21 protein-coding genes and 3 pseudogenes are annotated in these 20,862 nt (G+C 65.4%); 14 read left to right on the forward strand and 10 right to left on the reverse strand.

All coding sequences use genetic code 11. From position 1 onward, the window contains the following. Positions 1-79: 79 nt before the first annotated feature. Positions 80-787: a hypothetical protein gene (locus B7767_RS19795; protein ID WP_256923493.1), complete on the forward strand. Its 708-nt coding sequence runs from the start codon at positions 80-82 to the stop codon at positions 785-787. A gap of 246 nt (positions 788-1,033) precedes the next feature. Here the strand turns inward: B7767_RS19795 and B7767_RS19800 are convergent, their stop codons facing one another. Beyond that, positions 1,034-1,807 (reverse strand): transposase, encoded by a 774-nt coding sequence (locus B7767_RS19800; RefSeq protein ID WP_085573353.1) that lies wholly within the window; start codon positions 1,805-1,807, stop codon positions 1,034-1,036. 70 nt (positions 1,808-1,877) lie between these two features. On the opposite strand from B7767_RS19800, the gene B7767_RS19805 reads away from it, so the two are divergent. Beyond that, on the forward strand, positions 1,878-3,194 hold the full coding sequence (locus B7767_RS19805) for a hypothetical protein (RefSeq protein WP_085573354.1): 1,317 nt from the start codon (positions 1,878-1,880) through the stop codon (positions 3,192-3,194). Between the two features lie 29 nt (positions 3,195-3,223). Here the strand turns inward: B7767_RS19805 and B7767_RS19810 are convergent, their stop codons facing one another. The 3 genes from B7767_RS19810 to B7767_RS19820 are packed head-to-tail and all read right to left on the reverse strand — an operon-like array spanning position 3,224 to position 6,032. Then, positions 3,224-4,558, reverse strand: a complete 1,335-nt coding sequence (locus tag B7767_RS19810) for an FAD-binding oxidoreductase (protein WP_256923494.1) — start codon at positions 4,556-4,558, stop codon at positions 3,224-3,226. Beyond that, positions 4,555-5,826: a condensation domain-containing protein gene (locus tag B7767_RS19815; protein ID WP_085573355.1), complete on the reverse strand. Its 1,272-nt coding sequence runs from the start codon at positions 5,824-5,826 to the stop codon at positions 4,555-4,557. The genes B7767_RS19810 and B7767_RS19815 overlap by 4 nt, the downstream gene beginning before the upstream one ends. Continuing rightward, positions 5,823-6,032: an acyl carrier protein gene (locus B7767_RS19820; RefSeq protein WP_256923495.1), complete on the reverse strand. Its 210-nt coding sequence runs from the start codon at positions 6,030-6,032 to the stop codon at positions 5,823-5,825. The genes B7767_RS19815 and B7767_RS19820 overlap by 4 nt, the downstream gene beginning before the upstream one ends. A 689-nt stretch (positions 6,033-6,721) precedes the next feature. On the opposite strand from B7767_RS19820, the gene B7767_RS19830 reads away from it, so the two are divergent. The 10 genes from B7767_RS19830 to B7767_RS46450 all read left to right on the forward strand — a co-directional run bounded on the left by B7767_RS19830 (position 6,722) and on the right by B7767_RS46450 (position 14,720). Beyond that, positions 6,722-7,093, forward strand: coding sequence for a transposase (locus B7767_RS19830; protein ID WP_256923506.1), 372 nt, complete (start codon positions 6,722-6,724; stop codon positions 7,091-7,093). A gap of 98 nt (positions 7,094-7,191) precedes the next feature. Beyond that, positions 7,192-8,541 carry an ATP-grasp domain-containing protein gene (locus B7767_RS19835; RefSeq protein ID WP_179167208.1) on the forward strand — a complete coding sequence of 450 codons (1,350 nt, stop codon included), beginning with the start codon at positions 7,192-7,194 and terminating at the stop codon, positions 8,539-8,541. Then, positions 8,538-9,830, forward strand: a complete 1,293-nt coding sequence (locus tag B7767_RS19840) for a type III PLP-dependent enzyme (protein ID WP_085573360.1) — start codon at positions 8,538-8,540, stop codon at positions 9,828-9,830. The genes B7767_RS19835 and B7767_RS19840 overlap by 4 nt, the downstream gene beginning before the upstream one ends. Then, positions 9,827-10,066, forward strand: a complete 240-nt coding sequence (locus B7767_RS19845; protein WP_085573361.1) for an acyl carrier protein — start codon at positions 9,827-9,829, stop codon at positions 10,064-10,066. Before B7767_RS19840 ends, B7767_RS19845 begins: the two co-directional genes overlap by 4 nt. Beyond that, positions 10,063-10,455, forward strand: a complete 393-nt coding sequence (acpS, locus tag B7767_RS19850; RefSeq protein ID WP_085573362.1) for a holo-ACP synthase — start codon at positions 10,063-10,065, stop codon at positions 10,453-10,455. The genes B7767_RS19845 and acpS overlap by 4 nt, the downstream gene beginning before the upstream one ends. Before the next feature lie 127 nt (positions 10,456-10,582). Continuing rightward, positions 10,583-11,425, forward strand: coding sequence for a cupin-like domain-containing protein (locus B7767_RS19855; RefSeq protein ID WP_179167209.1), 843 nt, complete (start codon positions 10,583-10,585; stop codon positions 11,423-11,425). 67 nt (positions 11,426-11,492) lie between these two features. Continuing rightward, entirely contained in the window at positions 11,493-12,764 is a 1,272-nt protein-coding gene (locus B7767_RS19860; protein WP_179167210.1) for an MFS transporter, read from the forward strand. 50 nt (positions 12,765-12,814) lie between these two features. After that, the gene (locus tag B7767_RS19865; protein ID WP_085573364.1) at positions 12,815-13,756 is read left to right on the forward strand and encodes a TauD/TfdA family dioxygenase; all 942 of its coding nucleotides are present in this window, start codon (positions 12,815-12,817) and stop codon (positions 13,754-13,756) included. Positions 13,757-13,946: 190 nt separating this feature from the next. Further along, positions 13,947-14,429 carry a hypothetical protein gene (locus tag B7767_RS19870; protein WP_085573365.1) on the forward strand — a complete coding sequence of 161 codons (483 nt, stop codon included), beginning with the start codon at positions 13,947-13,949 and terminating at the stop codon, positions 14,427-14,429. Positions 14,430-14,567: 138 nt separating this feature from the next. Continuing rightward, positions 14,568-14,720: a hypothetical protein gene (locus tag B7767_RS46450; protein WP_179167211.1), complete on the forward strand. Its 153-nt coding sequence runs from the start codon at positions 14,568-14,570 to the stop codon at positions 14,718-14,720. Between the two features lie 251 nt (positions 14,721-14,971). On the opposite strand, the gene B7767_RS19875 is transcribed toward B7767_RS46450, so the two are convergent. The 3 genes and pseudogenes from B7767_RS19875 to B7767_RS19885 all read right to left on the reverse strand — a co-directional run bounded on the left by B7767_RS19875 (position 14,972) and on the right by B7767_RS19885 (position 16,884). Then, a protein-coding gene (locus B7767_RS19875) for an IS3 family transposase (RefSeq protein ID WP_107486198.1) occupies positions 14,972-16,185 on the reverse strand; the annotation gives its coding sequence in 2 pieces (ribosomal slippage) (positions 14,972-15,930 and positions 15,930-16,185; 1,215 coding nt in all). A gap of 66 nt (positions 16,186-16,251) precedes the next feature. Further along, positions 16,252-16,461: pseudogene (locus tag B7767_RS19880) on the reverse strand (transposase domain-containing protein); the annotation flags it as partial. Positions 16,462-16,533: 72 nt separating this feature from the next. Continuing rightward, the gene (locus B7767_RS19885; RefSeq protein ID WP_256923496.1) at positions 16,534-16,884 is read right to left on the reverse strand and encodes a 4a-hydroxytetrahydrobiopterin dehydratase; all 351 of its coding nucleotides are present in this window, start codon (positions 16,882-16,884) and stop codon (positions 16,534-16,536) included. A 262-nt stretch (positions 16,885-17,146) separates the two neighbouring features. On the opposite strand from B7767_RS19885, the gene B7767_RS19890 reads away from it, so the two are divergent. Then, positions 17,147-17,683: a GNAT family N-acetyltransferase gene (locus B7767_RS19890; RefSeq protein WP_085573366.1), complete on the forward strand. Its 537-nt coding sequence runs from the start codon at positions 17,147-17,149 to the stop codon at positions 17,681-17,683. A 212-nt stretch (positions 17,684-17,895) separates the two neighbouring features. Continuing rightward, a pseudogene (locus B7767_RS19895) lies at positions 17,896-18,276 on the forward strand (transposase family protein); the annotation flags it as partial. A 29-nt stretch (positions 18,277-18,305) separates the two neighbouring features. Here B7767_RS19895 and B7767_RS19900 read toward each other — a convergent pair. The 3 genes and pseudogenes from B7767_RS19900 to B7767_RS48145 all read right to left on the reverse strand — a co-directional run. After that, positions 18,306-19,084: pseudogene (locus B7767_RS19900) on the reverse strand (ISAzo13 family transposase); the annotation flags it as partial. Positions 19,085-19,177: 93 nt separating this feature from the next. Then, entirely contained in the window at positions 19,178-19,699 is a 522-nt protein-coding gene (locus B7767_RS48140; RefSeq protein WP_256923507.1) for a transposase, read from the reverse strand. After that, positions 19,600-20,676, reverse strand: coding sequence for a transposase (locus B7767_RS48145; protein WP_256923497.1), 1,077 nt, complete (start codon positions 20,674-20,676; stop codon positions 19,600-19,602). The genes B7767_RS48140 and B7767_RS48145 overlap by 100 nt, the downstream gene beginning before the upstream one ends. Positions 20,677-20,862: the final 186 nt, after the last annotated feature.

Here is a 20,862-nt window from a genome sequence, read left to right on the forward strand (position 1 = left end):
CTACATCCACCGATCCACTGGATCACCAATATCCACAAAGGGAGAACAAGCCATGATAGGGGCTTCGTCGGAGTCGACCTTGCAGGAACTGAAGGACCAGCTGGAACGGATCGTGGACAGCGGACACGGCATGACTTTTCAGGGGTCGGAATCGACGGTCCGCCGTCTTTCCGAGTCCGGAGAATTGCGGGCTCTGATCGGTCAGATCATTTCTGACAAGGCTGCCCTTGCCGACATGGCCGCCCGTTCGTACTACCACGCGAACAACTTCCTGAAGGTCGTCCTGCTGGCCGGCGACAAGAACCCCTGGAAGCTCCGCCTTCACCTGTGGCATCCGCAGCCGGACGCCTCCGGGACCATCACGGAGGACATCCACTCGCACCGTTGGGACTTCACAACCGCGCTCGTGGTCGGCGAGTACTTCGCCCAGGAGTTCAAGATCGGCCCTGGCACCGAGTACTACCACTACAAGTATCTGCCGATCGGGCAGGGGAAGACCTTCTCACTGGAGATACAGGGCAAGGAGCAGCTGTACGCCGCATTCGAGGCGGTCCTGCCCGCAGGCACGATCTACCACATCAACCACGAGATTCTGCACTGCATCTCTCGATCCGCCGGCAAGGCCGCAGCGTCACTCGTCCTGCAGCAGCCCGCCGTTGAGGGTTTCACAAACGTCTACCGGACCTCAACGGTCGGCGAGCAGGCCAAGACCGACATCGAGGTGCAGCGGCCGACCGTCGCCCAGCTGCGGGATGAGCTGAAGCTCTTCCTGACCTGGCTCGGCTGACCTCAGCCGGCTTTCCCACCACGGCCGAACACCCTTCGCTCACCCTAAAGGCTGTTGCACAACGGCTAGCCGATCTTCTAGATCTCCTTCGTGCCGGCTCCCAAGACGGCAGGAAGGCGTGCATATTCGGGCAGTTGGCCTAGCTAACGGTGGCTGAATCTGAGCGAGATCGCCGTTCTGCAACACCCTTTAGATGGCGTCCCGTAAATAGTCAGGGACGCGTCGGCTGACCTGCTTGTTTGCTCGTCATCCGGCGAGGGTGAGGTTGTGCAGGCGGGCGATACCGAGCATGGCGTGGTGGATGCCGTCCCCTCTGAGGCGGCAGTCGCGCAGGATCTTCCAGCTCTTCATCCGGGCGAAGGTGTGCTCGATGCGGGCGCGGACGCGACGGTGGGAGGCGTTGTGGTTCTCCTTCCAGACGGGCAGGTTCTCGTCCTCGTGCCGGCGGTAGTGCGGGATGGCCAGGCCGGTACCGCGGTAGCCGCCGTCGGCGATCACCGTGGGCGTTGCGCCGACGGCGGCCTTCGCGCCGGACTCTTCCCAGGCCCGGCAGTCGTTGCGGTTACCCGGCAGCGGCTTGCCGACGGCGACGACGAGGCAGGTGTCGGCGTCGATGACGACCTGGTGGTTGGTGGAGTAGCGGTAGTTCTTACTGGAGGTGGCTACGCTCCGGTCGTGGGTAGGCGTCAGTGTGCCGTCCACGATGAGCACGGTGTACTTGCAGTACCGCCGACGTGGCTGGAGGGCGAGGGCCGGCCCGAGGTGGGCGACGATCCGGTCGGCCGCCGGCTTCGAGACTCCAAAGAGCGGGGCGAGCTGGCGCAGGGGGAGGTTGGTGCGCCAGTACGCGGCCACCAGCAGCACCCAGTCCTCCAGCGGCAGGCTCCAAGGCCAGCCCCGGCGGACCGGATCGGCCCTCTCGCGCCGCAGCACGGTGATGAGCTTGGCGAACTGCCACGGACTCAGCCCGGTGAACGGGGCTGTCCAGGACGGCTCCGATGCCGTGATCACACCAGCCACAGCAAGATCGTCTCACCCGTGACCAGCAGTTACGGGACACTGTCTAGGAACCGGCACGGAGCGTGTACAGATGCAGCATTCGCACGAGATTTCTTCCCCTGAGTACGATCGGGTTGCGGTAGCGGAGCTCGGCCGGACACCGGGCATCGAATCAGCGCGGCTGTTCAAGAACGCCGCACAGCGCCGGAACCTCACCGGGGCCGAACTGGTCCTGGCCCGTACGGCGCGAGAAGAGATCCAGCAGCGCGCACGCAGGATCTCCGCATTGACCGAGAAGGTGGCGGGCCTCCCGCTGACCGCGGACGAATGTTCCGTTCTGCGGCCACCCTTCGGCCGGGCCACCCACCTGCCCAGTCCCGATCGCCCATACGTACACCTGGCCGTCCACACGGGACAGGGCGGCGTGAGCGTCACGCCCGTCTGGGCGGCGGCGGCCGGTGGGAACGTGGTCCTCAGCACAGTGGAGAACAGGATCAAGGCAAGGGCGACAGCTCTCGATCCGCTAGTCGCGCTGTCCGTTCCTGCCGGTGTCGGGAGCCAGATATGCCTAGAGATCGGCGGCTTTGCCAGACAGTCGCCGGACTCCGAGCGCGAACTGATCCGTACCCTGGCCAGAATGTACAGCAAGCCGAAAGTCGGCGAGCAGGTGGACGGCAACTATACGAGCTGGGACCAGCGCGAACGGAACGAGCGGCTGCGGCTGGAGATTCTGGCCTACCGCGTACGCAATGAACTCGGTGACGATCCCGTCTGCCGGTCCGCTCCCTACGTCCAGGAGCTGGCACCAAGATTCCGCACCGCCGACGCGGCCCGACCGTCCGGGCGCGGCTCGCACGATGAATTCTGGGGGCCGGACGAGAGGTACGGAGAGGACGAGCCTGAGCTGCGTGGCGCCCGTGACGAGCTGGCGATCCTCGGCATGACGCGCCGGGGCAAGGAGAGCACGTACCGCTCCCTGAGCCCCACCTATGGGCACCTCGCCTGCTTCGACCACCACGGACTTCTGCGCTGTCGCCAGATCGGGTTTGATGTGATCGACGTCAAGGGCGAGGCCCGGATTTCCTTCCTCGTCAAGAAGCGTGACACCGGAACCCTCCGGAAGAACCCCGCTGTTGCCGTGTCGGTCGCGCAGTACAGCAGCGGGAGCGTCTGGCTGCAGGCCCAGGGTCTGATTCAGTTCCACGACGATCCGGGTATGGTCCAGGACGCGGTCCACCGCCTCGAGAGCCGGTACAACCGCGTCCACCACCGCTCGGCGCTCGACCTGGGCCAGGGTGGGTCCAGACCTGAGGATCATGTGCTGGCGACCCTGTCCCGCCAGAAGCTCAGCAGTCGGTACCGGGAGACGGAGCGATCGTTGCGTTCTGCCCATGCGCTCGGGAAGTGACGCACACGAGGTCGTAGGTGCCGGTCGCTCTACTGCACCGGGGCACCGAGATAGCCGGGGAAGCGGCCTTCGGGGTCCCGGGCGGTGCGGATCCGCTGGAACTTCGACCAGGCCGCGTCGGACATGACGCGGTCGGGTCGGACGGTGAAGTCACTGTCGCCCAGGTAACAGCCGGCCGAGTAAGGTGCCACGCGCTGCATGGCGCCGTCCAACCACGAGCGGCACCGGGCGTCCTCCGCTGAGGTTTCGCCGATCACGTACGCCGCGAAGTACAGGTCCGTCTGCACGGATAGAGCCATGTCCGGGCGTTGACGGCCCATCAGAGGCGTGAAGTCGCCCAGGACCGTGAACGTCTTGGCTGTGGGAAGATCGGTGAAGGCTGGCACGAGGGCGGGGACCAACTGCGCGGCGGAGCCGGTGAGGAAGGCGTTGTCCGCGAAGTAGCGGTGGTGCTCGGGGTTGCCTCGCAGTTGCTCCGCGTTCAGGCTCGCGAAGGCCACCGGCTGGGCCACCGTGGTGGCCAAGGCATTGCCGACCACGGGGCAGCTGCCGAGCGCGGCCAGCGAAGCCGAGCCGCCGTCGAAGGAGACCGCGTCGATGATCAGCACCGGGTGGTCGGAGCCGGTCGGGGTGCAACCGACGGCGGCCAGTTCCACGGATGGCGGCAGGTCATGGCGCGCCGTCAGGTACCAGGCCAGCACCTCCGGAGCGAGCTGGGCGGGGTAGACGTAGCTGGACCGGGTCAGCTCCCGGAACCGGGGGCGCGTGCGCAACCGGAACTCGGTGACCACGCCGACGAAGCCGGGCCCGGAGCCGCGCGCCGCCCAGAACAGGTCAGCGTTCTCGGTCTCGGAGCACCGCACCAGCTCCCCGGCAGCGGTGACCACGTCCATGGACTCGATGGACTCCGCCGCCCAGCCCCAACCGCGGCAGTTCCAGCCCATGCCGCCCTGCAGCAGGAATCCACCAAGGCCCACAGTGGGCGAATGGCCCACGGCGAAGAACCGGTCGTGCCCGGCGAGATACGGGTCTAGGTCCAAGCCGCCGCGCGCCGCCGGGCCGACCGCTACTATGCCGTCGTCAGGGTCGTAGGACTTCCCGGTGAACCGGGCCAGGTCGATGAGCAAGGTGTCCTCGCGCAGTGACCAGGAGGCCCAGCTGTGCCCGCCGGAGCGGATCGCAACCTGCCAGCCCTCTGCCGCAGCCAGCTTCACGCCCGCCATCACATCAGCGATGTGAGCGGCGCGCAGCACCGCCGCTGGCCGCCGTGACGGCCGCCGGTGGTTGAAGATGCGCGTGGTCGTAGCGTCTGCGAAGCCTGTGTCACCGCTCTGCCAGAACGCCCCAGTGAAGGCAGTCATCATGGGAGTACAAACCTTTCGGCTGCCTCAAGGAGATTCTCCACGGCCGCGTCGGGGAAATAGTTCGCGTTGTACTGCGCGACGAGCTGAGGACCCGCCTCGTACAGGTTCCACGAGACAACCACCGTCTCCGGCCAGCGTTTCTCGCCGGGGAACGTCAGGTTGAGTTGCTCCGCTTCGGTACCGGTGAACGGTGGCAGGTCATCTGTCGACTGCGGGTGCTCGTTCAGCTCGACGTACAGTCCGGCTTCCTGGTCCGTCACCATCAGAGTCTCGTTCCAGGACCTCCCCGCAACGAGGAGTGGAACGGCGTACTCGAAGACGTCATGGGTTCGGTGGAACACTTCCCGGACCGTTTCGAGCGGACTTGTGGACTGCCGTCCGAGGTGCAAGGGAACGGTCTGGACGAACAACCCCGCGGTCTGCGACGCACTCGGCAGCACGCGACCGTGGTGGGCGACGGAAATTCCCACTGTCGGGTCGTCGGTGACTTCCCGAATACCCGCGAGCGCACCGGAAGCGACCACCGCAAAAGGTGTCACCCGAGCTTGCCGTGAGAATGCGTACAGCCGTGACCTGGCATCCGCAGGAAGGTCATGGGTAATGGCCTTGGGTTGATATTCACCGGTGTGCTCAGCGCCGATCGAAAAGGGCGGAGGATACGTCCCGAACTCCCTGACGTAGGAGCGCCAGAACGCTCTGCGCTCAGCCCCCCACGCGCCGGAGAACAGACGGCGCTGTTCCGAGGCGAAACTCTGGTAGCTGCTTACGTCCGTCGCGTCGCCGGGGCCGCCGGTGTCGCCGGCCAGAGCACGGCCGTAGAAGTCGGTGAAATCCGACAGAAGGCTATGCCAGGAGGCCACATCGGTGATGATGTGGTCCATTGCGACCCCCAAGAGGTGCCTTGACTCGCTGCGCTGCACGATGGCGATGCGCGAGAATCCCGGGCCGTCCAGACTGAACGGTGTACCGAGGAATCGGCGCATCAGCTCGATCGCCTCTTCGTCCGTCTCCGCGCTGTGGAGCTCCACCTCGCTCAACACGTCGTCGTACGTGCATGCTTCATCCGGCGAGACGTAGGTTCTGCGCAGGACGTCGTGACGCTGGCAGAGTCGCCACCATGCATTTCGAATCGCGACGACGTTCAATTCCCCGGTGAGCCACACCGCCAGGTGCGTCAGATTGTGCCAGTCGGCGAACTCCCCGGTCAGCCGGGCCTCTTCCGTGAGTGAAGTCGGCCCCCAAAAAGCCTTGACCTTGGATACTGTCACTTCTGACCTTCCAGGAAATCCGACAGGCTTCGTGGCGAAGTATGAAAAAACACGTCACGCAGCGTCACGTCGATACCGAGAGCATCATGGATTTCGCCGGTGATCTGTAGGACGTGGAACGACGTGCCACCCACAGCAATAAGATCCGAGTTCTCGTCGAGTTCGGGGTCGTCAAGAACCTTCCGCCAAATTTCAGTCAGGGCCACAACTCGTGCTGGCACCTCTTCGTGACGTAGATTCATACCGATAGCCCCTCACTACTGCCGCGTGATCGCTGATGCTGCCCCAGTCGGATGCAGCGGAACTACAAGCTACGGATCGGCATGATTCGCATGTACTGACACCGGCCAGGATCGCGCCGACACTGCCCAGACCTCAGGGTGTTGCAAAGCCCCGTGATCTTGTAGACGTGCTGGTCAGATGATGCCCAGGAGGTCGAGTGATCGGGTGAAGGGCTCGTAGGAGGTGTGCGGGGGCCTGCGGCGATGTTGCCGTGTCCGTGCTGCCGCAGCATGTTGATCTCCCACAGCCTCCGGCTGGGAGGTGCCTCCTGGTTGCGCAGGGTAGCCATGTTCGCGAGTCCGTGGCTGGTGCGGATCCTCGAGGCGTCCTCGCCGAAAATGGCCCTGAGGGTCGGTGCGTGTCACAGGATGCGCATGGCGCGGGGGAAGTCCAAGCCGAGACCGGCGATGGTGAGAACCCCGGTCACGTGGGTCTCCTTGCGGGCTGTGGCCGATCTCGCGATCGGAGCGTCTCGCGGTGACGTTCTTCTACGGCAGTGACCCCGGTCGGCGGTGACCCCGGCCAGGTCGTAGACCTCCTGAACTGCAGGTACGTGTCCGTGCCCGAGCAGAAGACGTCCGTCTGGAAGGCCTGTTATGCGGTGTGTTCCAGAGTGGAGGGCACCATCAACGAGTTCGTCCGCAGACACGGCATGCGGCACTGCCGCTACCGCGGACAGTCGAAAGCCCAGCTGCAGGACGTACTCACGGCCATCGCCGTGAACATCGAACGACTTAGCGGCCTGGCACCGGCCGAGGAGGAAGGCCCCTCAGCACGACGACCAATTGCTGCCCAAACGTACCTGGACCAGCGAGGGGTTCCGCGGTCGCCGGCCTGGTGGAGACCGCTCCACCGATGCGGCTGTCGAGGCGCATCCTGCGCGACGAAGCCCGCAGGCAGGAACGACAGCGACATCATGGGCACGGGCGCAGCCGACCGCTGCCGCGAAAGATCAAAGATAGTCCTGTACGGGCTGAAGTACTGACAGGTGCCAGTACCGGGATGTTGCCCACGCAATGCATTGTCGACACAAACGTGCGGTGCCAGATCTTGCATGCACTGCTCCAGTGTCGAGGAGTTGCAGTGGGTTTCGCCGATCGATTGAAGCGTGATCTCGTTGGAGACGAGAATGCGCGATTTGTCTATCTCAACAATTTCGAAGTGGAACGCAGCTGGGCTGCTGGTGAACCCAAACTTCCGGGTGCGGGCATCGCTTTCGCCTCGGCGACGGTCAACCGCATGGAGGAGCTGGGGGTCCCGCTCGCCGAGGGCTCGGACATCGTGCTGTTGAAGTCTCCGATGGACCGTGACTACGCCGCGTACCTGCGTGCGGTGGGTGCGGCGGCGAGCAAGGTGGTCGCGGTCGAGAAGTCACTGCCGTCACGTACCGTTACCGAGGACGCGCTGGAGTCGCCCCAGACGCTGGACTTCCTGCGGGGGTTGGCGGACGGCCACACCTACCTGATGCCGATGGGCATCTCCGCGGCCGAGGAGCGGCTCTCCGCCGCGGTGGGCTTGCCGATGGCCGGCCCGAGTGCCGAGGTCTGCAAGCGGGTGAACGGCAAGATCTACAGTCGCCGCCTGGCCGATGCGCTCGGACTGACCGCCGTGCCGGGGCAAGTGTGTGAGCGGGTGGCCGACCTGGCCGACGTCATCCGTGCGCAGTGCGCGGGCGGCGGCCGGGCGGTCGTGAAGGAGTCGCTGGGGGTTTCGGGGCGCGGCATGGTGGTGCTGCCGGACCTGGCTGCCGCGGAGCGGCTGCTCAGGCTGATCGGCCGCCGCGGCGAGCAGGCGCGGGTGGACATGGTGGTCGAGTCCTGGATCGAGGACGCCACTGATCTCAACTACCAGTTCATAGTGAGCCGTTCGGGGCAGGTTAGGTTCGAGGCGGTGAAGGAAGCGGTACTGCGCAACAACGTGCACCAGGGCCACCGTTTCCCGGTACGGCTCTGCGATGAGCATCTCGCCACGCTGCATGAGTCGGCCCGCTTGATCGGCCGCGCGCTGCACGCGGACGGGTACTACGGAGTGGTCGGCGTAGACGCCGTGATCGGTCCGGATGGGACGCTGTACCCCTGTCTGGAGATCAACGCCAGGTTCAACATGTCGACGTACCAGAGTCGGATCGCGGAGCGGTTCGTGTCCGAGGGTCGGCACGCAATCGCCGCGACGTTCAACGTGAGGCCGTCGAGAGCGTATTCGTTCCCTGAAGTGGCTGCGGCCCTCGGCGACTCGATGTTCGACGGCACCAGCCTGCCGGGCGTGCTGGTCAACAATTTCGCCACCCTGAACGCGGGTGTCGGCTCCGGGCCCGGGCCATTCCACGGGCGCGTCTACGGCATCTGCATAGCCGCCGACGCCGATGCGGCGCTCGCCCTGCGGAGCCAGACCGAGGGGTGCCTGCGCACCCTAGTGGAAAGTGGGAGTTCATGAAGATCCAAGGGATCGCCTACAGCGAGCTGGCGGAGCGCTTCGGCACGCCGCTCTACGTCTACGACGGTGATATGCTGCTGCGGCTCCTGTCCGAGTTGTCCGAGGCGTTGCATCCCGCGCTCGACATCTTCTTCTCGCTCAAGTCGAACCCGAATGTCAGTGTATTCGGTACTTTGCGGGAGGGCGGGGCGCACGCCGAGGTGTCTTCGCTGCTCGAACTGCGCACCGCGCTGCTGGCCGGAGCCCGTCCGCAGGACATCATCTTCCTCGGACCCGGCAAGAGCGATCTGGAGCTGGATGCCTGCCTGCGGGCGGGAATCTACGCCGTCGTCGCCGAGTCGTTCGAAGAGGTAGACCGGATCGAGCGGCTGGCGGCCGGGCTCGGTGTCCACCAGCGGGTGCTGCTGCGGATCAATCCGGCGTTCCTGGTCAGCGGCTCCCGGCTGACCATGGGCGGCAAGCCGCGGCAGTTCGGCATCGACGAGGCTCAGGTGCTCGCCGCCGGGAACCTGACGTCGCGTTACCGGCACGTTCAGCTGGCTGGCATCCACGTGTACATGGGCACCCGGATCCTCGACGCCGAGGTGGTCGGAAAGAACACGCGGTACATCCTGGAACTGGCCGATCGGGTGGCGGTGGCCACCGGGATCCCCTTGGAGGCTGTCGACATCGGCGGCGGACTGGGCGTTGCCTATTTCGACGGGGAGGAGGACCTCAGCCCGGCGTCGCTGGGTGAGGAGCTTAACCCGCTGATCGATGAGTTCGCGCGGAACCACCCGGATACCCGGCTGCTGATGGAGTCGGGCCGCTTCCTGACCGCGCCGGCGGGCGTCTACCTGACGTCAGTGCGTTATGTGAAGGAGTCGATGGGGGAGCTGTTCGCCGTAGCGGACGGCGGCACCAACCACCACATGGCCGCTGTGGGCATCGGCTCGTTCGCCAAGCGCAACTTCCCGGTGCGGTTACTCAACCGCGAGTCCGCCGACGACGGGCTCCAGCAGTGGAACGTCACCGGTCCGCTCTGCACGCCCAACGACACGCTGCTCAAGCGCGCCGCGTTGCCGCCGCTGCGCGTCGGTGACCTCCTGGGCGTCACCCAGTCGGGTGCCTACGGTCCCTCGGCCTCGCCCGGCCTCTTCCTGGGGCACGGCTTCCCCGCGGAGGTTCTCGTCCGGGACGGTGAGGCGCATCTGGTGCGCAGCCGTGATCTGCCGGAGGACATGTTGCGTCAACAACACCTGTACAGCCGGGTCGCGTCGTCGGCCGGCACAAGAAATGAGGTCTCATGAATCGCGAGCAGACTGTCGAGCACATCCGCGTCGCGCTCTCCAAGGTGCTCGACCGGGAGATTGCGCAGCTGTCCGAGGACGTCCGCCTCGTCGAGGACCTCTCCCTGGACTCGACCAGCGTCATCGAGCTGCTGATGGCCCTCGAGGACATCATGGGAGTGGAGTTGGACGTGGAGGATCTACAGCCCGAGGTGTTCGAGACTGTCGCGAGCCTGGCCGACTACCTGGTGACATGAGGATCGGCGTCGACTTGCTCGCCATCCGGCGGTTCTCCCGGATCGCCCAGCACGAGCGTTGCCGTTCGCTGGTCTTCACCCAGGCCGAGCTCGCCCAAGCCTCCGGCCTGGAACCGGCACGCAGTGTGGAGCGCTTGGCGGGTCGCTTCTGCGTCAAGGAGGCGACCTGCAAGGTCCTTGGCCGAGGATTCGGGCAAGGGATCCACTGGCGGGACATCGAGGTGCTCGGCGACCGCTGGGGCAGGCCCGCCGTCACGCTGCACGGTGGCGCCCAGCGGATCGCCGAGGAAATGGGCCTGAGTGAGGTGGCAGTGACGCTCACGCACCAGGCCGATCTAGTGGTTGCAGTGGCTGTGGCGGTCACTGACAACCGAGGAAAGCGCGACTGACGGCCTCGCAGGCCGCGAGACGCGGCTGCTTCTTCCGGGGACGGGCTTCCGCATCCAGCGTCGAGCCCGGCCTCGTCTGCTCGCCCGGTCGGCGTCCGGCCGCCCTTTCGCACGAGGGGATTCTTCCGTGACTGATCGCAACTTGATATCCGGAATTGACCAGAACGAGTTCATCAAAAGCTATCTCTCCAAGAACAAGCCGCTTGTTTCCAGGGGGTGTTTCCCGGGGGCCGAGCAGCCGGATTCGCCGTGGAATCTTGATCTCCTGGCAAGAAGGTTCGGCAACTGCCACGTCCCGGTCTTCGACAGCCTTTTCGAGATGCAGCAAACGGTTAAGTTCAGTGATTACGCATCGACGATTCACGATGAACGTTCCGACGAAGAGCCCGTGCCTTACATGCGCTGGTACGCCAGACAGCGCCATTTTCAGATGATACGCGCAGATAAGGCGTTCGCGGAAATGGCGGACAGCTGGGCGGCTCCTTCGTGGCTACCTTCGGAAAATTACGTTTTCCCGCCTATCGAGCGTAACGCGGATCCCGTGCGGGACAGCTTTCCCGCCAAGGGAATTTTCGTCTGCGCTGCCGGTGGGCGTACCCGTCTGCACGTGGATCCATGGGCAAGCGACGCTGTGCTCTGTCAGGCCTTCGGGGAGAAGCGCTTCGTCATGTACCCCCCCAGCGCGGCGGAGTTCCTATCCGACGGGGAGTCTGTTATCGACCTGGAACACCCGGATAATGTGCGGTTCCCCAGGTGGAGATCAATCAGCCCCACTGTAGCTGTCACACTTTCTCCAGGGGACGCCATTTTCATTCCTTCCGGATGGTTCCATGCCGCTGTGGCGCTCACGCCCAGCGTGTCCGTGACGTGGAATTTCGTGCACGAGGTGAATGCCGACCGGTTTGCGGCATATCTTGAAGCTGGCGGTTCCACGGACCCGACGGTCAGATATTTCCAGGGGTCTCGGTGAGCACAGGGCCAGAAAACCAGATACCTGTCAGCGTACTCCTCTTCCAGAAAGCCTCCACACTGTGACAATGAGTTCGAAACGCATTTCGGGCGTTATGCGTCTACTGATCGCGGGACAGGGGATATCGGCCATCGGCAACGGGCTTGTGGTGCCGCTGACCTTGATCTATCTGAACCAGGTGCGCGGGATCCCACTGGCGATCACCGGCACTCTGTTCACCGCCGCCGCTGTCATGGGCCTCGTCACGGTACCGCTTGCCGGGGTCCTGCTGGACCGGGTAGGGGCACGGCCGGTGCTCATCGCGGCCATCGCCGGGCAGGCGTTGGCCGCGGTTGGGCTGGTGTGGGCGCACAGCGCCCTGACGGCGCTGCCCGTACTGCTCCTGCAGGGAGCAGCGCTCGCGCCGACGTTCCCTGCGTTCAACACCCTGTTGGCCGGGCTCAGCAGCGACCCGGAACAGGAGCAGCGGGCGATGGCGCTGAACTTCTGCTTCGTGAACGCTGCACTCGGAGCCGGCGCCATGGTCGGCGCAGCGGTGGCGAACGTGCATGAGGTCGCGTCGTTCCAGGTCATGTTCGCGGGTAACGCGGTGCTGGGTCTGGTGTTCTGCGCCCTAGTGCTCTTGGTGCCGAATGTGCGGCCGCCGCACGACGAGCAGCGGCAGGAGAAGGTCGGATACCGTGACGTGCTCGCGCCGCGCAGCCTGCGCACCGTAATGGTCGTGTCGCTGGTGCTCGCCTTCACCGGCTACTCCGCGTTCGACTCAGGCCTGCCCGCCTACGCCTCGGTGGTCTCCCAGGTGCCGGTGCGTGTCATCGCGCTGGCTCTGGCGGTGAACACGGTCGTCATCGTCGTCGCGCAGCTGTTCATGCTACGGCTGGTGCGGTCGCTGCGGCGCAGCAGGGCGCTCGCGCTGATCGGCGTGATCTGGAGTGCGTCTTGGCTGCTCTTTGGGCTGTCGGCCTTGCCTGACCAGAGCTGGGCACGGACCGCACTGGTCCTCACGTTCGCCGGCCTGTTCGGGCTCGGCGAAACGGTCCTCGCGCCAACACTCGTACCGTTGGTGAACAGCCTCGCAGACAAGCGGGTCCGCGGCCGGGCCAACGCGATGTCCACCGCGGCGTTCTCGCTGGCGCTCATGGTGTCCCCGGCGCTGTCGACCGGTCTGATCTCGGCCGGCTTGGCGGCCACCTGGATCGGGCTGCTGTGCGTGGGCTGCCTCGGCTCGGCGTTGCTCGGTATGCGGCTCGGCAGGCAGCTGACGGTGGAACAGGACAGCGTGGCATCGCCAGACCAACGCATAGTCGAGCCGGAACTACAGGTGTCCCGAACCGATTGACGACGATGCCCACCGAGTTCCGCACTATCCGAGTCAATATGAGGAGTCAAGTGAGCGAGATCGTTCCCACGTGGATGGATGGGCTGCCCGTTCCTTCCTTCGAGGCCCCGGTCAGCTCACCCCTCACGTCGCTGCGAGACATGAGGGCGACCATTCGTGAACAGCTGCTAGTCCACGGAGCAGTTCTTATCCATGGCTTGCCCATGGATAAGCCGGACAGTCTGGCCGAGGCGCGAGATTCGCTGGGTATCGGCAGCTTCACACCCACCGAGGTGTTCAACCGCAGGAGCGACTTCGGGAACGGCATCCTCTCGCCGATCAGCTGGCCGCAGAACCGGCACATCTGCCCGGTCCAGGAGGGCTCCTTCAGCAGGACGTTCCCCTCGGTGGTCCTCACCGCGTGCATCACCCCGCCGGACGGTGACGGGCGGGCCTATCTCAGCGATGCACGTCGGGTAGCCGGTCACCTGCCCGCGCACCTCGCCGAGCGCGTACGAGAGGATGGTTGGATCATGACACGGGCTTTCCACGGTGGCTTCGGCATCACGTGGCCGGAGGCCTTCTCCGTGACTGACCGGGCAGAGCTCGAGGAGCTGTTCGAGGCCGAGAGGGTCGAATCCGGATGGCTCCCCAACGGCACGTTGCACACAGTGCGACACCTGCCCGGCTTCATCGACCATCCGGAGACCGGGGAGGAGTGCTGGTTCAACCAACTCTCCTTCCTCAACGCCGGCAGCCTGGACAGAACCGAGCGTGCGTTCATGACCAAGGCATTCGGGAAGCACCTTCCGATGAACTCCTTCTTCGGTGACGGATCGCCTCTGTCGGAGGAGGATGTGGCGGCCATAGATCATGCCTACGACTCGGTGAGGATCGAGCTCCCGTGGCGCCGCGGAGACCTGCTGCTCACCGACAACATCATCATGGGCCAAGGCCGGTCGCCGATCGAGGGTGCTCCCGAGTTCCTCGTCGCCCTAGGCAAGAACTATTGAAGCCCACGGGCCTTGTCCCAAGGCCCACCGTACCCCCTGACGGATGCCAGTACAGCTCGATGGCTCGATCGGTATCTTACTGGTTCGGAGATAAGGGACTGGCCATCACGCACCGCACCGTGCGCTCTGAGGGAGTGGATGTCAAGTATGGCGGCCATTGAACTTCTCGATGAAATCACAGGGTGATCGCATGGTTTTCAACGAATACACACCCCAGTCAACGTCCTCCGACGGCACATATCCTATATTGACGCCCCGCGTCATGCCGTCACTGCCGCAGCGGCTCTGGTCCGAGAGTGATTGGGAGCGCATCAGAGCAGGCGGGTCCCACCAGGGCAGGGGAACGCGATGGATTTCTCGCTGCCACGACAACACCCTCTACCTGTATCGTCGACTGACCGGGTACGGAATCTACGAAGCGGCGTTCCTGCCGACTGAGACCGGTGACTGGAAAATCTCCGGTGGCGTGATCGAGAGTGAGTCCGAGCGTTACATATCCCCGTCCACAGAATACGACTGTCTCGTCTTGGAGCTGGTCATCAGCGTCGTCCTGCTCAATGAACCCGTCAGGGAACTCCGCTCCTCGATGACACGCATGATCCGAGACATGTCGGGGGTCATCGACATGCCTTCTCACATTGTCGATCACAGTGTCCTGGGTGGTCAGCCCTGATGGGTGTCAGTAGAGGCCAGCTCTCCAGGTCGGTAGCTTACCGTCACGCCTTAACTTACAGGCTGCCGTACCGGAAAGCATGCATAGATCGCGAGGAGCTCCCGATGTGAATCTGCAGCATCAAGGGGATCTGCTTTAATGACGGCCCTGACCGAAATCTGGCGGGAGATTCTCGGCAACCCCGGCCTTGGCGAGAACTCGGAACTCCTCGAGAATGACGCAACATCGTTGCACATCCTGCAGATCACCGCTCAGACCTACAGCGTCCTCGGGGACAGCTGCACCAGTTGAGACCGCCCCCATCGAACGCCACGAGATGAGAGGTCACCATGACGAATCACCAGACGCACCAGGAACCACCCGACGTAACACCCGCCGCCCACGAGTACGATCAGTCGACGCAGCCGCCTTCGGCCCCTAGGCTCCCCCCGGTCTCTGCCAGCGAACGCCTTGCCCACCAACTACTCGGTGGCTGCAGCTGCGTCGAACCCTGAGGGGTCAAGCGCCCGATGAGGCGTCCCCTGGAGTGTGGACACGGGGGTTCATGCCGCGAGCGTGAGTCTATGCTCTGCCCGGTGCTGCTGTTCGAACTCGACAGGTGAGAGGTAGCCGAGTGAGCTGTGCCGCCTGCGAGCGTTGTAGTAGGTGAGCCATTGGAAGATCTCCAGCCTGGCCTGTCGTACCGTCGTGAACACCGTCTGCATCGCTTCTCTCTTCAGCCCCTGCCAGAAGCTCTCGGCGAGGGCGTTGTCGTAGCTCGACCCGACACGGCCCATGCTCCTGCGGATGCCGAAATGGGCGCTGACCTGGGCGAACGCCGCCGAGGTGTATTGCGAGCCCCTGTCCGCGTGGAAGATCACTCCGTCCACGTGGCCGCCGCGGGTCGCCACCGCCATCGTGAGCGCGTCGACGACCAGCTCGGTGCGCATGTGCGTGGCCATCGACCAGCCGAGCACCCGGCGCGAGCAGATGTCCAAGACGCAGGCCAGATACAGCCACGTGCCGCCGACCTGCACGTATGTGATGTCGCCGCACCACTTCTCGTCCAGGCGGTCGGCGGCGAAGTCGCGTCGGACCAGGTCCGGGGCGGGCGGCGCGAGCCGGTCGGGGATCGTGGTGCGTTTGCGCCGGCGCAGGTGTCGGCCCTCGATCCCCTCGCGGCGCATCAGCCGCTCGATCCGCTTGCGGTTGACCGTGTGCCCGAAGCCCCGCAACCCGGCGTGCACGCGCCGCACTCCGTAGGTGCCGCGGTGGTCGTCGTGGATCTGGCGGATCTCCGCGACCAGCGCGTCGTCGGCAGCCCGGCGCTCGGCGCGGGCGACCGCGCCAGCCGTCCACCGGTAGTAGCCCGAGCGCGAGACCCCGAGGACACGGCATATCCGCTGCACGCCGAAGTCGGCGCGGTGGAGGGAGATGAAGTCCCAGCGGCCGGTCATGCCTTCATCTCCCGGGCGAAATACTGGGCCGCCCGCCGCAGGATCTCCCGCTCCAACTGCCACTCGGCCTCGACTTTGCGCAGCCTGCCGAGCTCGGCCCGAAGCCGGGTCAGTTCCTCGTCCCTGCCCTCCACCGGGCCGTCGGTGCCGCGGGCCCGGCCCGCCTGCTCGTCGGCCTGGCGCACCCAGGACCGCAGCGTCTCGCCGGTCACCCCGACATCCGCCGCCACCGCCGCATACGTGCGCCGACCCGCGGCCGCGCGATACAACGCCACCGCGTCGTTCCTGAACTCCTCCGGATACGGAGACCTACGTCCCACCAGGACACCCTTCCTCGGACCATCAAGATCCATTGTCAGAGTGTCCACACTCCAGGGGCCACCTCACTCATAGCCCTGCCCCGAGAACAAGCACATCGCGAGCACGAAATACACCACCACCCGCGCCGGCAGCAGCCGCGAGCGCTGTTCGACCCGCCCGCACTCCTCCACCACCTCATCCACCAGCTCAGGCGGAAACACCCGCGTCAGCACACCCAGAGCAATCCGGTCCGACAACCGGTCACCTGACGACTTCACCTGCCCAGGCCTTGGCACACCCCAACCAACGACCAACACCACTCAAAGTCACCGGTATTGCCTTTAGGCTAGGTCCCGTTGAGGTCCACTCTACTCGCGCTCATTGACCCTGCGTTTCTTCGACGTGACCACGTCGGCACCGTCCTCCGGAGAGATCAAAGAATTGATCTTCGTTGCCATAGAGGTATCGAGTTCCGTGATCCGTGATCCAGCGGAATGCGTGCACAGAGCAAAGGTCACACTGCGCCATCGTATATCGATGTCGGGGTGATGATCAGCCTCCTCGGCCAGCACCGCAACGCTGTTGACGAGGCGGATGGCGGCGGGGAAGTCTGCCGTCTCATGTTCAAGGATGAGTTCATTCCGCCGTAGCGTCCAACCGTTCAGCGCGGATAGTGCTTCAGCGAGTTGGACTTCACTGAGGGCCACCGGCTTGTTCACTGAATCGTCGCCTCCTCTTGCAGGTCCCAGTCAGTCTGTCGATTGGGGACGTGAGCCGTGCCATGGTAGGGCCCGGTCCAGTCAGAATATTATCTACGGTTCCTTGGTTGACCACTTGGCCGCCTTTGGCTCCTGTCCTGGGGCCGGGGTCCACCAACCAGCCGCTTCGAGACCGTGAGGGAAGAGGGACGGGACCCGGACAGGTGGGTTGATCGGTCCGCGAGCCTTGATCGTTACCAAGCCTACTGATTAGCTGGTTGGTATGACTGAGCTCGGATCCACCACATGGCCCCCTGCCCCGATCAGGACCGAGAGGCTCGTGCTCCGTGAGCCCGAGGACCGGGACCGTGCGGCAGCCATCGAGCTGCTGGCCTCTCCAGAGGTAGGCACCTACCTTGGTGGCCCTAAACCGCGTGATGAGCTCGAACGCGAGATGCCGGGGGCGCCCAGCCGGCGCCCCGGCCATTTCGTAGTTGATCTCGACGGAGCGATGATCGGCCAGATCACGCTCTACAGAGACACGGGGCACATTCGTCAGGCTGCCGGGAGGACCGAGCTCGGCTACTTGTTCCTGCCACAGGCGTGGGGGCACGGGTATGCCGCCGAGGCGTGCGCAGCAGCACTCGACTGGTTCGCCAGCGCGCTTCCCGGCGAACCAGTGGTACTCGCCACCCAGACGGCCAACGTCCGCTCGATGCGCCTCGCAGCGAAGCTGGGGTTCACCGAGGTCGAGCGGTTCGAGGAGTGGGGCGCCGAGCAGTGGTTCGGTATGTGGTCGCCGGCCACCTTGTCCGATTGACCTCGCACTCGGAGGTGTCCGCACCGAAGTTCCCCCACGAGAAGCAGTCCAAGTAGTGAGTAAGGAGAGCATTACGAGCAAGCGGTACATGGAGCTGTTTCCAACCTGGCTGATGTCAGGTTGAGTTGGCGTGGGGGCCGGAGGTGGGAAGAGGTGAAGCTCCTGGTAGATGGGTTGTCGACCAAGAGCAACCTGTCCGCCCGGAGCTTCGTGTGCTTGTCTACCCATCGGGACTCGATCTGTCCAGTTCTACTCTGCGGTTCCTGTCCGGTCTGCTGAGCGCCCGGTGCTGCGAACGCGGCACGCGGTGGCGGAGGCTTCCGGCGGATCGCCAAGCCCTGCTCGTGCTGGCCCATCTGCGCTGTGGACACACATATCCTCAGCTCGCGGCAGGTTTCGGCGTCGGTGTTGCCACGGTGTACCGCTATATGGCGGAGGCCGTTGAGATCCTCGCGGCGCTCGCCCCGGACCTTGCCGCTGCCACCCGGACAGCGGCGCGCAAAGCGTTCGTGATCCTCGACGGCACACTGCTGCCCAACGACCGCATCGCCGCCGACCGGCCGTACCACGCCGGAAAGCACCGGAAGCGCGGATAGGCGGCCCGGCCCTGGTCGCACCACTAGCGGCGGATCGACTCCACCGCGAACGCGGCGGTGTCATGGTCGGTGCCGACGTTGATCCAGCCGGTGTCGGCCGCCAGGTCGTAGATGCCGTAAGGGATGGCCTTGCCCAGCTGCGGGTCGGCGAAGTCATTCACGCGCACCGGCACCGGATCGCCCGTCGGCCGCCAGGAACGGCCCGGATTGTGGAAGTCGCCGACCAGCTCCTTCTTCTTGGTGTCCACGCTGATCACCGGCTGTCCGGCGTCCCGGTGATCGCATGCTTGTTCGTTGAGATACCGGAACTGGGCATCCCGGTCGGCATGCTGACTGCCCTCGAGCGTCTTGGCGTTGGCCTGCAGCCGGAAGCCCTCCTGGCGCAGCAGGCCGCGACGGTGTCGGCACCGACCCGGTGCCCCTGGCGGTTCAGTTCGGCCGCCAGCGTGCGGGTCGACCTGGTCGTCCACCGCAACGGCGACATCGGATCTCCGCGCTCGTCCGGCTCGACCAGCGCCAGCAGCGCAGACCGCAGTCCGGGATCGAGGTCCGCGGCGCGCTTGCGTCCACCGCCCGGCCGCCGCACCCGCTCCACCAGGGGCTCGCCTGTCTCCAGGTCGGGCATACCCCTGCGGATCGTTGTCTCGCTCGTCCCGGCCGCCCGGGCCACGGCCCGGATGCCGCCATGCCCCAGGCTCCGGGCCTCCGCGGCCGCCAGCAACCGCCGCTGCCGCTCGTCCAGATGCGTGAACAACACCGCGAACTTCACAGCAAGTTGGTCACGAGTCTCGTCCGGGATGCGCATACGACATCAACGAGGCCCCACCCCCGAAAGCAACACCTTGGTGATCGGCAAGCCCTTAGCTTGACTCTGTCGGGGATCTTGGAGTTGCCGAGGTCAGGTGCCCAGGGTGCGCCAGGACTTCGGCCGGAGGATCTCGTGCTGATCGAGGTAGGTCTGGAAAGCGGTCGGTCGGCGTGACCGGGGTGCTTCCTCGGTCGGTGGGAGGCCGCTGAGGCGCTCGATGTTGATGGCGATGGCGATCAGGACGTGCTGGAGGTGGACCTTGCCCTGCCCTCGGTAGCGGCAGCGGCGCATGCCGTGGCCGTGGGCGAACTCGTTGACCGTGCCCTCCACTCCGGAGCGGACCGCGTAGCGGGTTTTCCACTCGGGTGTCTGTTGCTCGGCACGGATGCGGAGTTGCAGGTCGCGGAGTTCTCGCGGAGGAAAGCCGACTGTGCGGGTGCTTTCGCGGGAGGTGGTGCACTGGGTGCGGGCCGGGCAGGGGTGGCACTGGCTTTTGGTGAACCGTGCCACGATCAGCGGAGCCGCGGTGGGCGAGGAGGTCGGGTAGGGGCCGTGCCAGCCCCGGCTGACCTGCCCCTGGGGGCAGGTGACCTGCCGGCGGTCGTAGTCGATGTGGAAGTCGTCCCGGGCGAAGCCCTCGCCTCGGCGGTGTTGCCGGGTGGGATTGCCCCGGAGACGGTGACCTGGTGATCACGTGCGGCTTGTTCCAGGTGGGGCAGGGAGGTGTAGCCGCTGTCGACCAGGTGCTCGGTGGGCAGCAGGCCGCGGCGGTGCAGGCGTGTGTGGATGCCGGGCAGGACCTTGCTGTCGTGGGTGGTGGATGCGGTGGTGGCCACGTCCGTGATCACGTTGGGGCCGTCGGGAGCACACGTCTCGGTCAGATGGGCGGAGAACCCCTTCCAGCTGATGATGTGCCCGTGGCGGGCATAGCGGGCCGAGGTGTCATACGGGGAGACGATCGCCCTGGACGAGGGCGGCAGCCCGGGGCCGTCTTCCGTCTCGGCGGTGCGCCAGCGCAGGTGTCCTGCGGAGTCGCGGTGGTAGTTCTGCACCACGATCTGACGCAGGGCCTGGACGCGAGGGCCGGACACGCTGTCTACTCCGTGCCGGTAGAGGTGTTCCAGGAGCCGGATGGCGTCGTTGCCGGTGGCGAGGATCCTGGTCTTGGGCTTGGTGGGGTTCTTGCCCAGGCGGACCGGACGGCCATAACGGCTACCCCATTCCTCGTCGACCAGTTCGTCCAGCAGGTGCGGGGCGGTGCCAGCGACTTCCTCCAGCGCGGCACGTACCGCCTCGGTGACCATCTCCAGCCGGGTCAGGTCGCGGACCGGGGCCAGGACATGGGTGGAGTCGGTGCGCTGGGTGGTGCGCTCGCGCACCAGACCGGCCTCCTTCAGGCGGGCCAGGGCGAGGTCGAGGAGGCGGTCGGCGCGGTCGCCTTCGGTGAGACGGTCGCGGAAGTCGGCCAGCACGCTGTGGTGGAAGCCGGGATCGTCCAGCTCTATGGCCATGGCGTACTTGAAGTCGATGCGGTAGCGCACCGCCTCGGCGGCCTGCCGGTCCGACAGGCCAAGCACGAACTGCAGCACACAAACGGTGGCCAGCTGGGCGGGCGAGAGGCCCGGACGCCCGTCACGCGGATACCAGTCGGCGAAGTCCTCGTCACGCCACAGCCCGTCCAGGCGGTCTCTCACCCACATCGCCGCCGTACCATCCGGGTTGCTCGCCCGCGCGATCTGCGCGGTCAGAGGCGGGACTTGCTCACCCGAACGAGG

The organism is Streptomyces sp. 13-12-16, assembly GCF_002114215.1.
Taxonomy (GTDB): Bacteria; Actinomycetota; Actinomycetes; order Streptomycetales; family Streptomycetaceae; genus Streptomyces.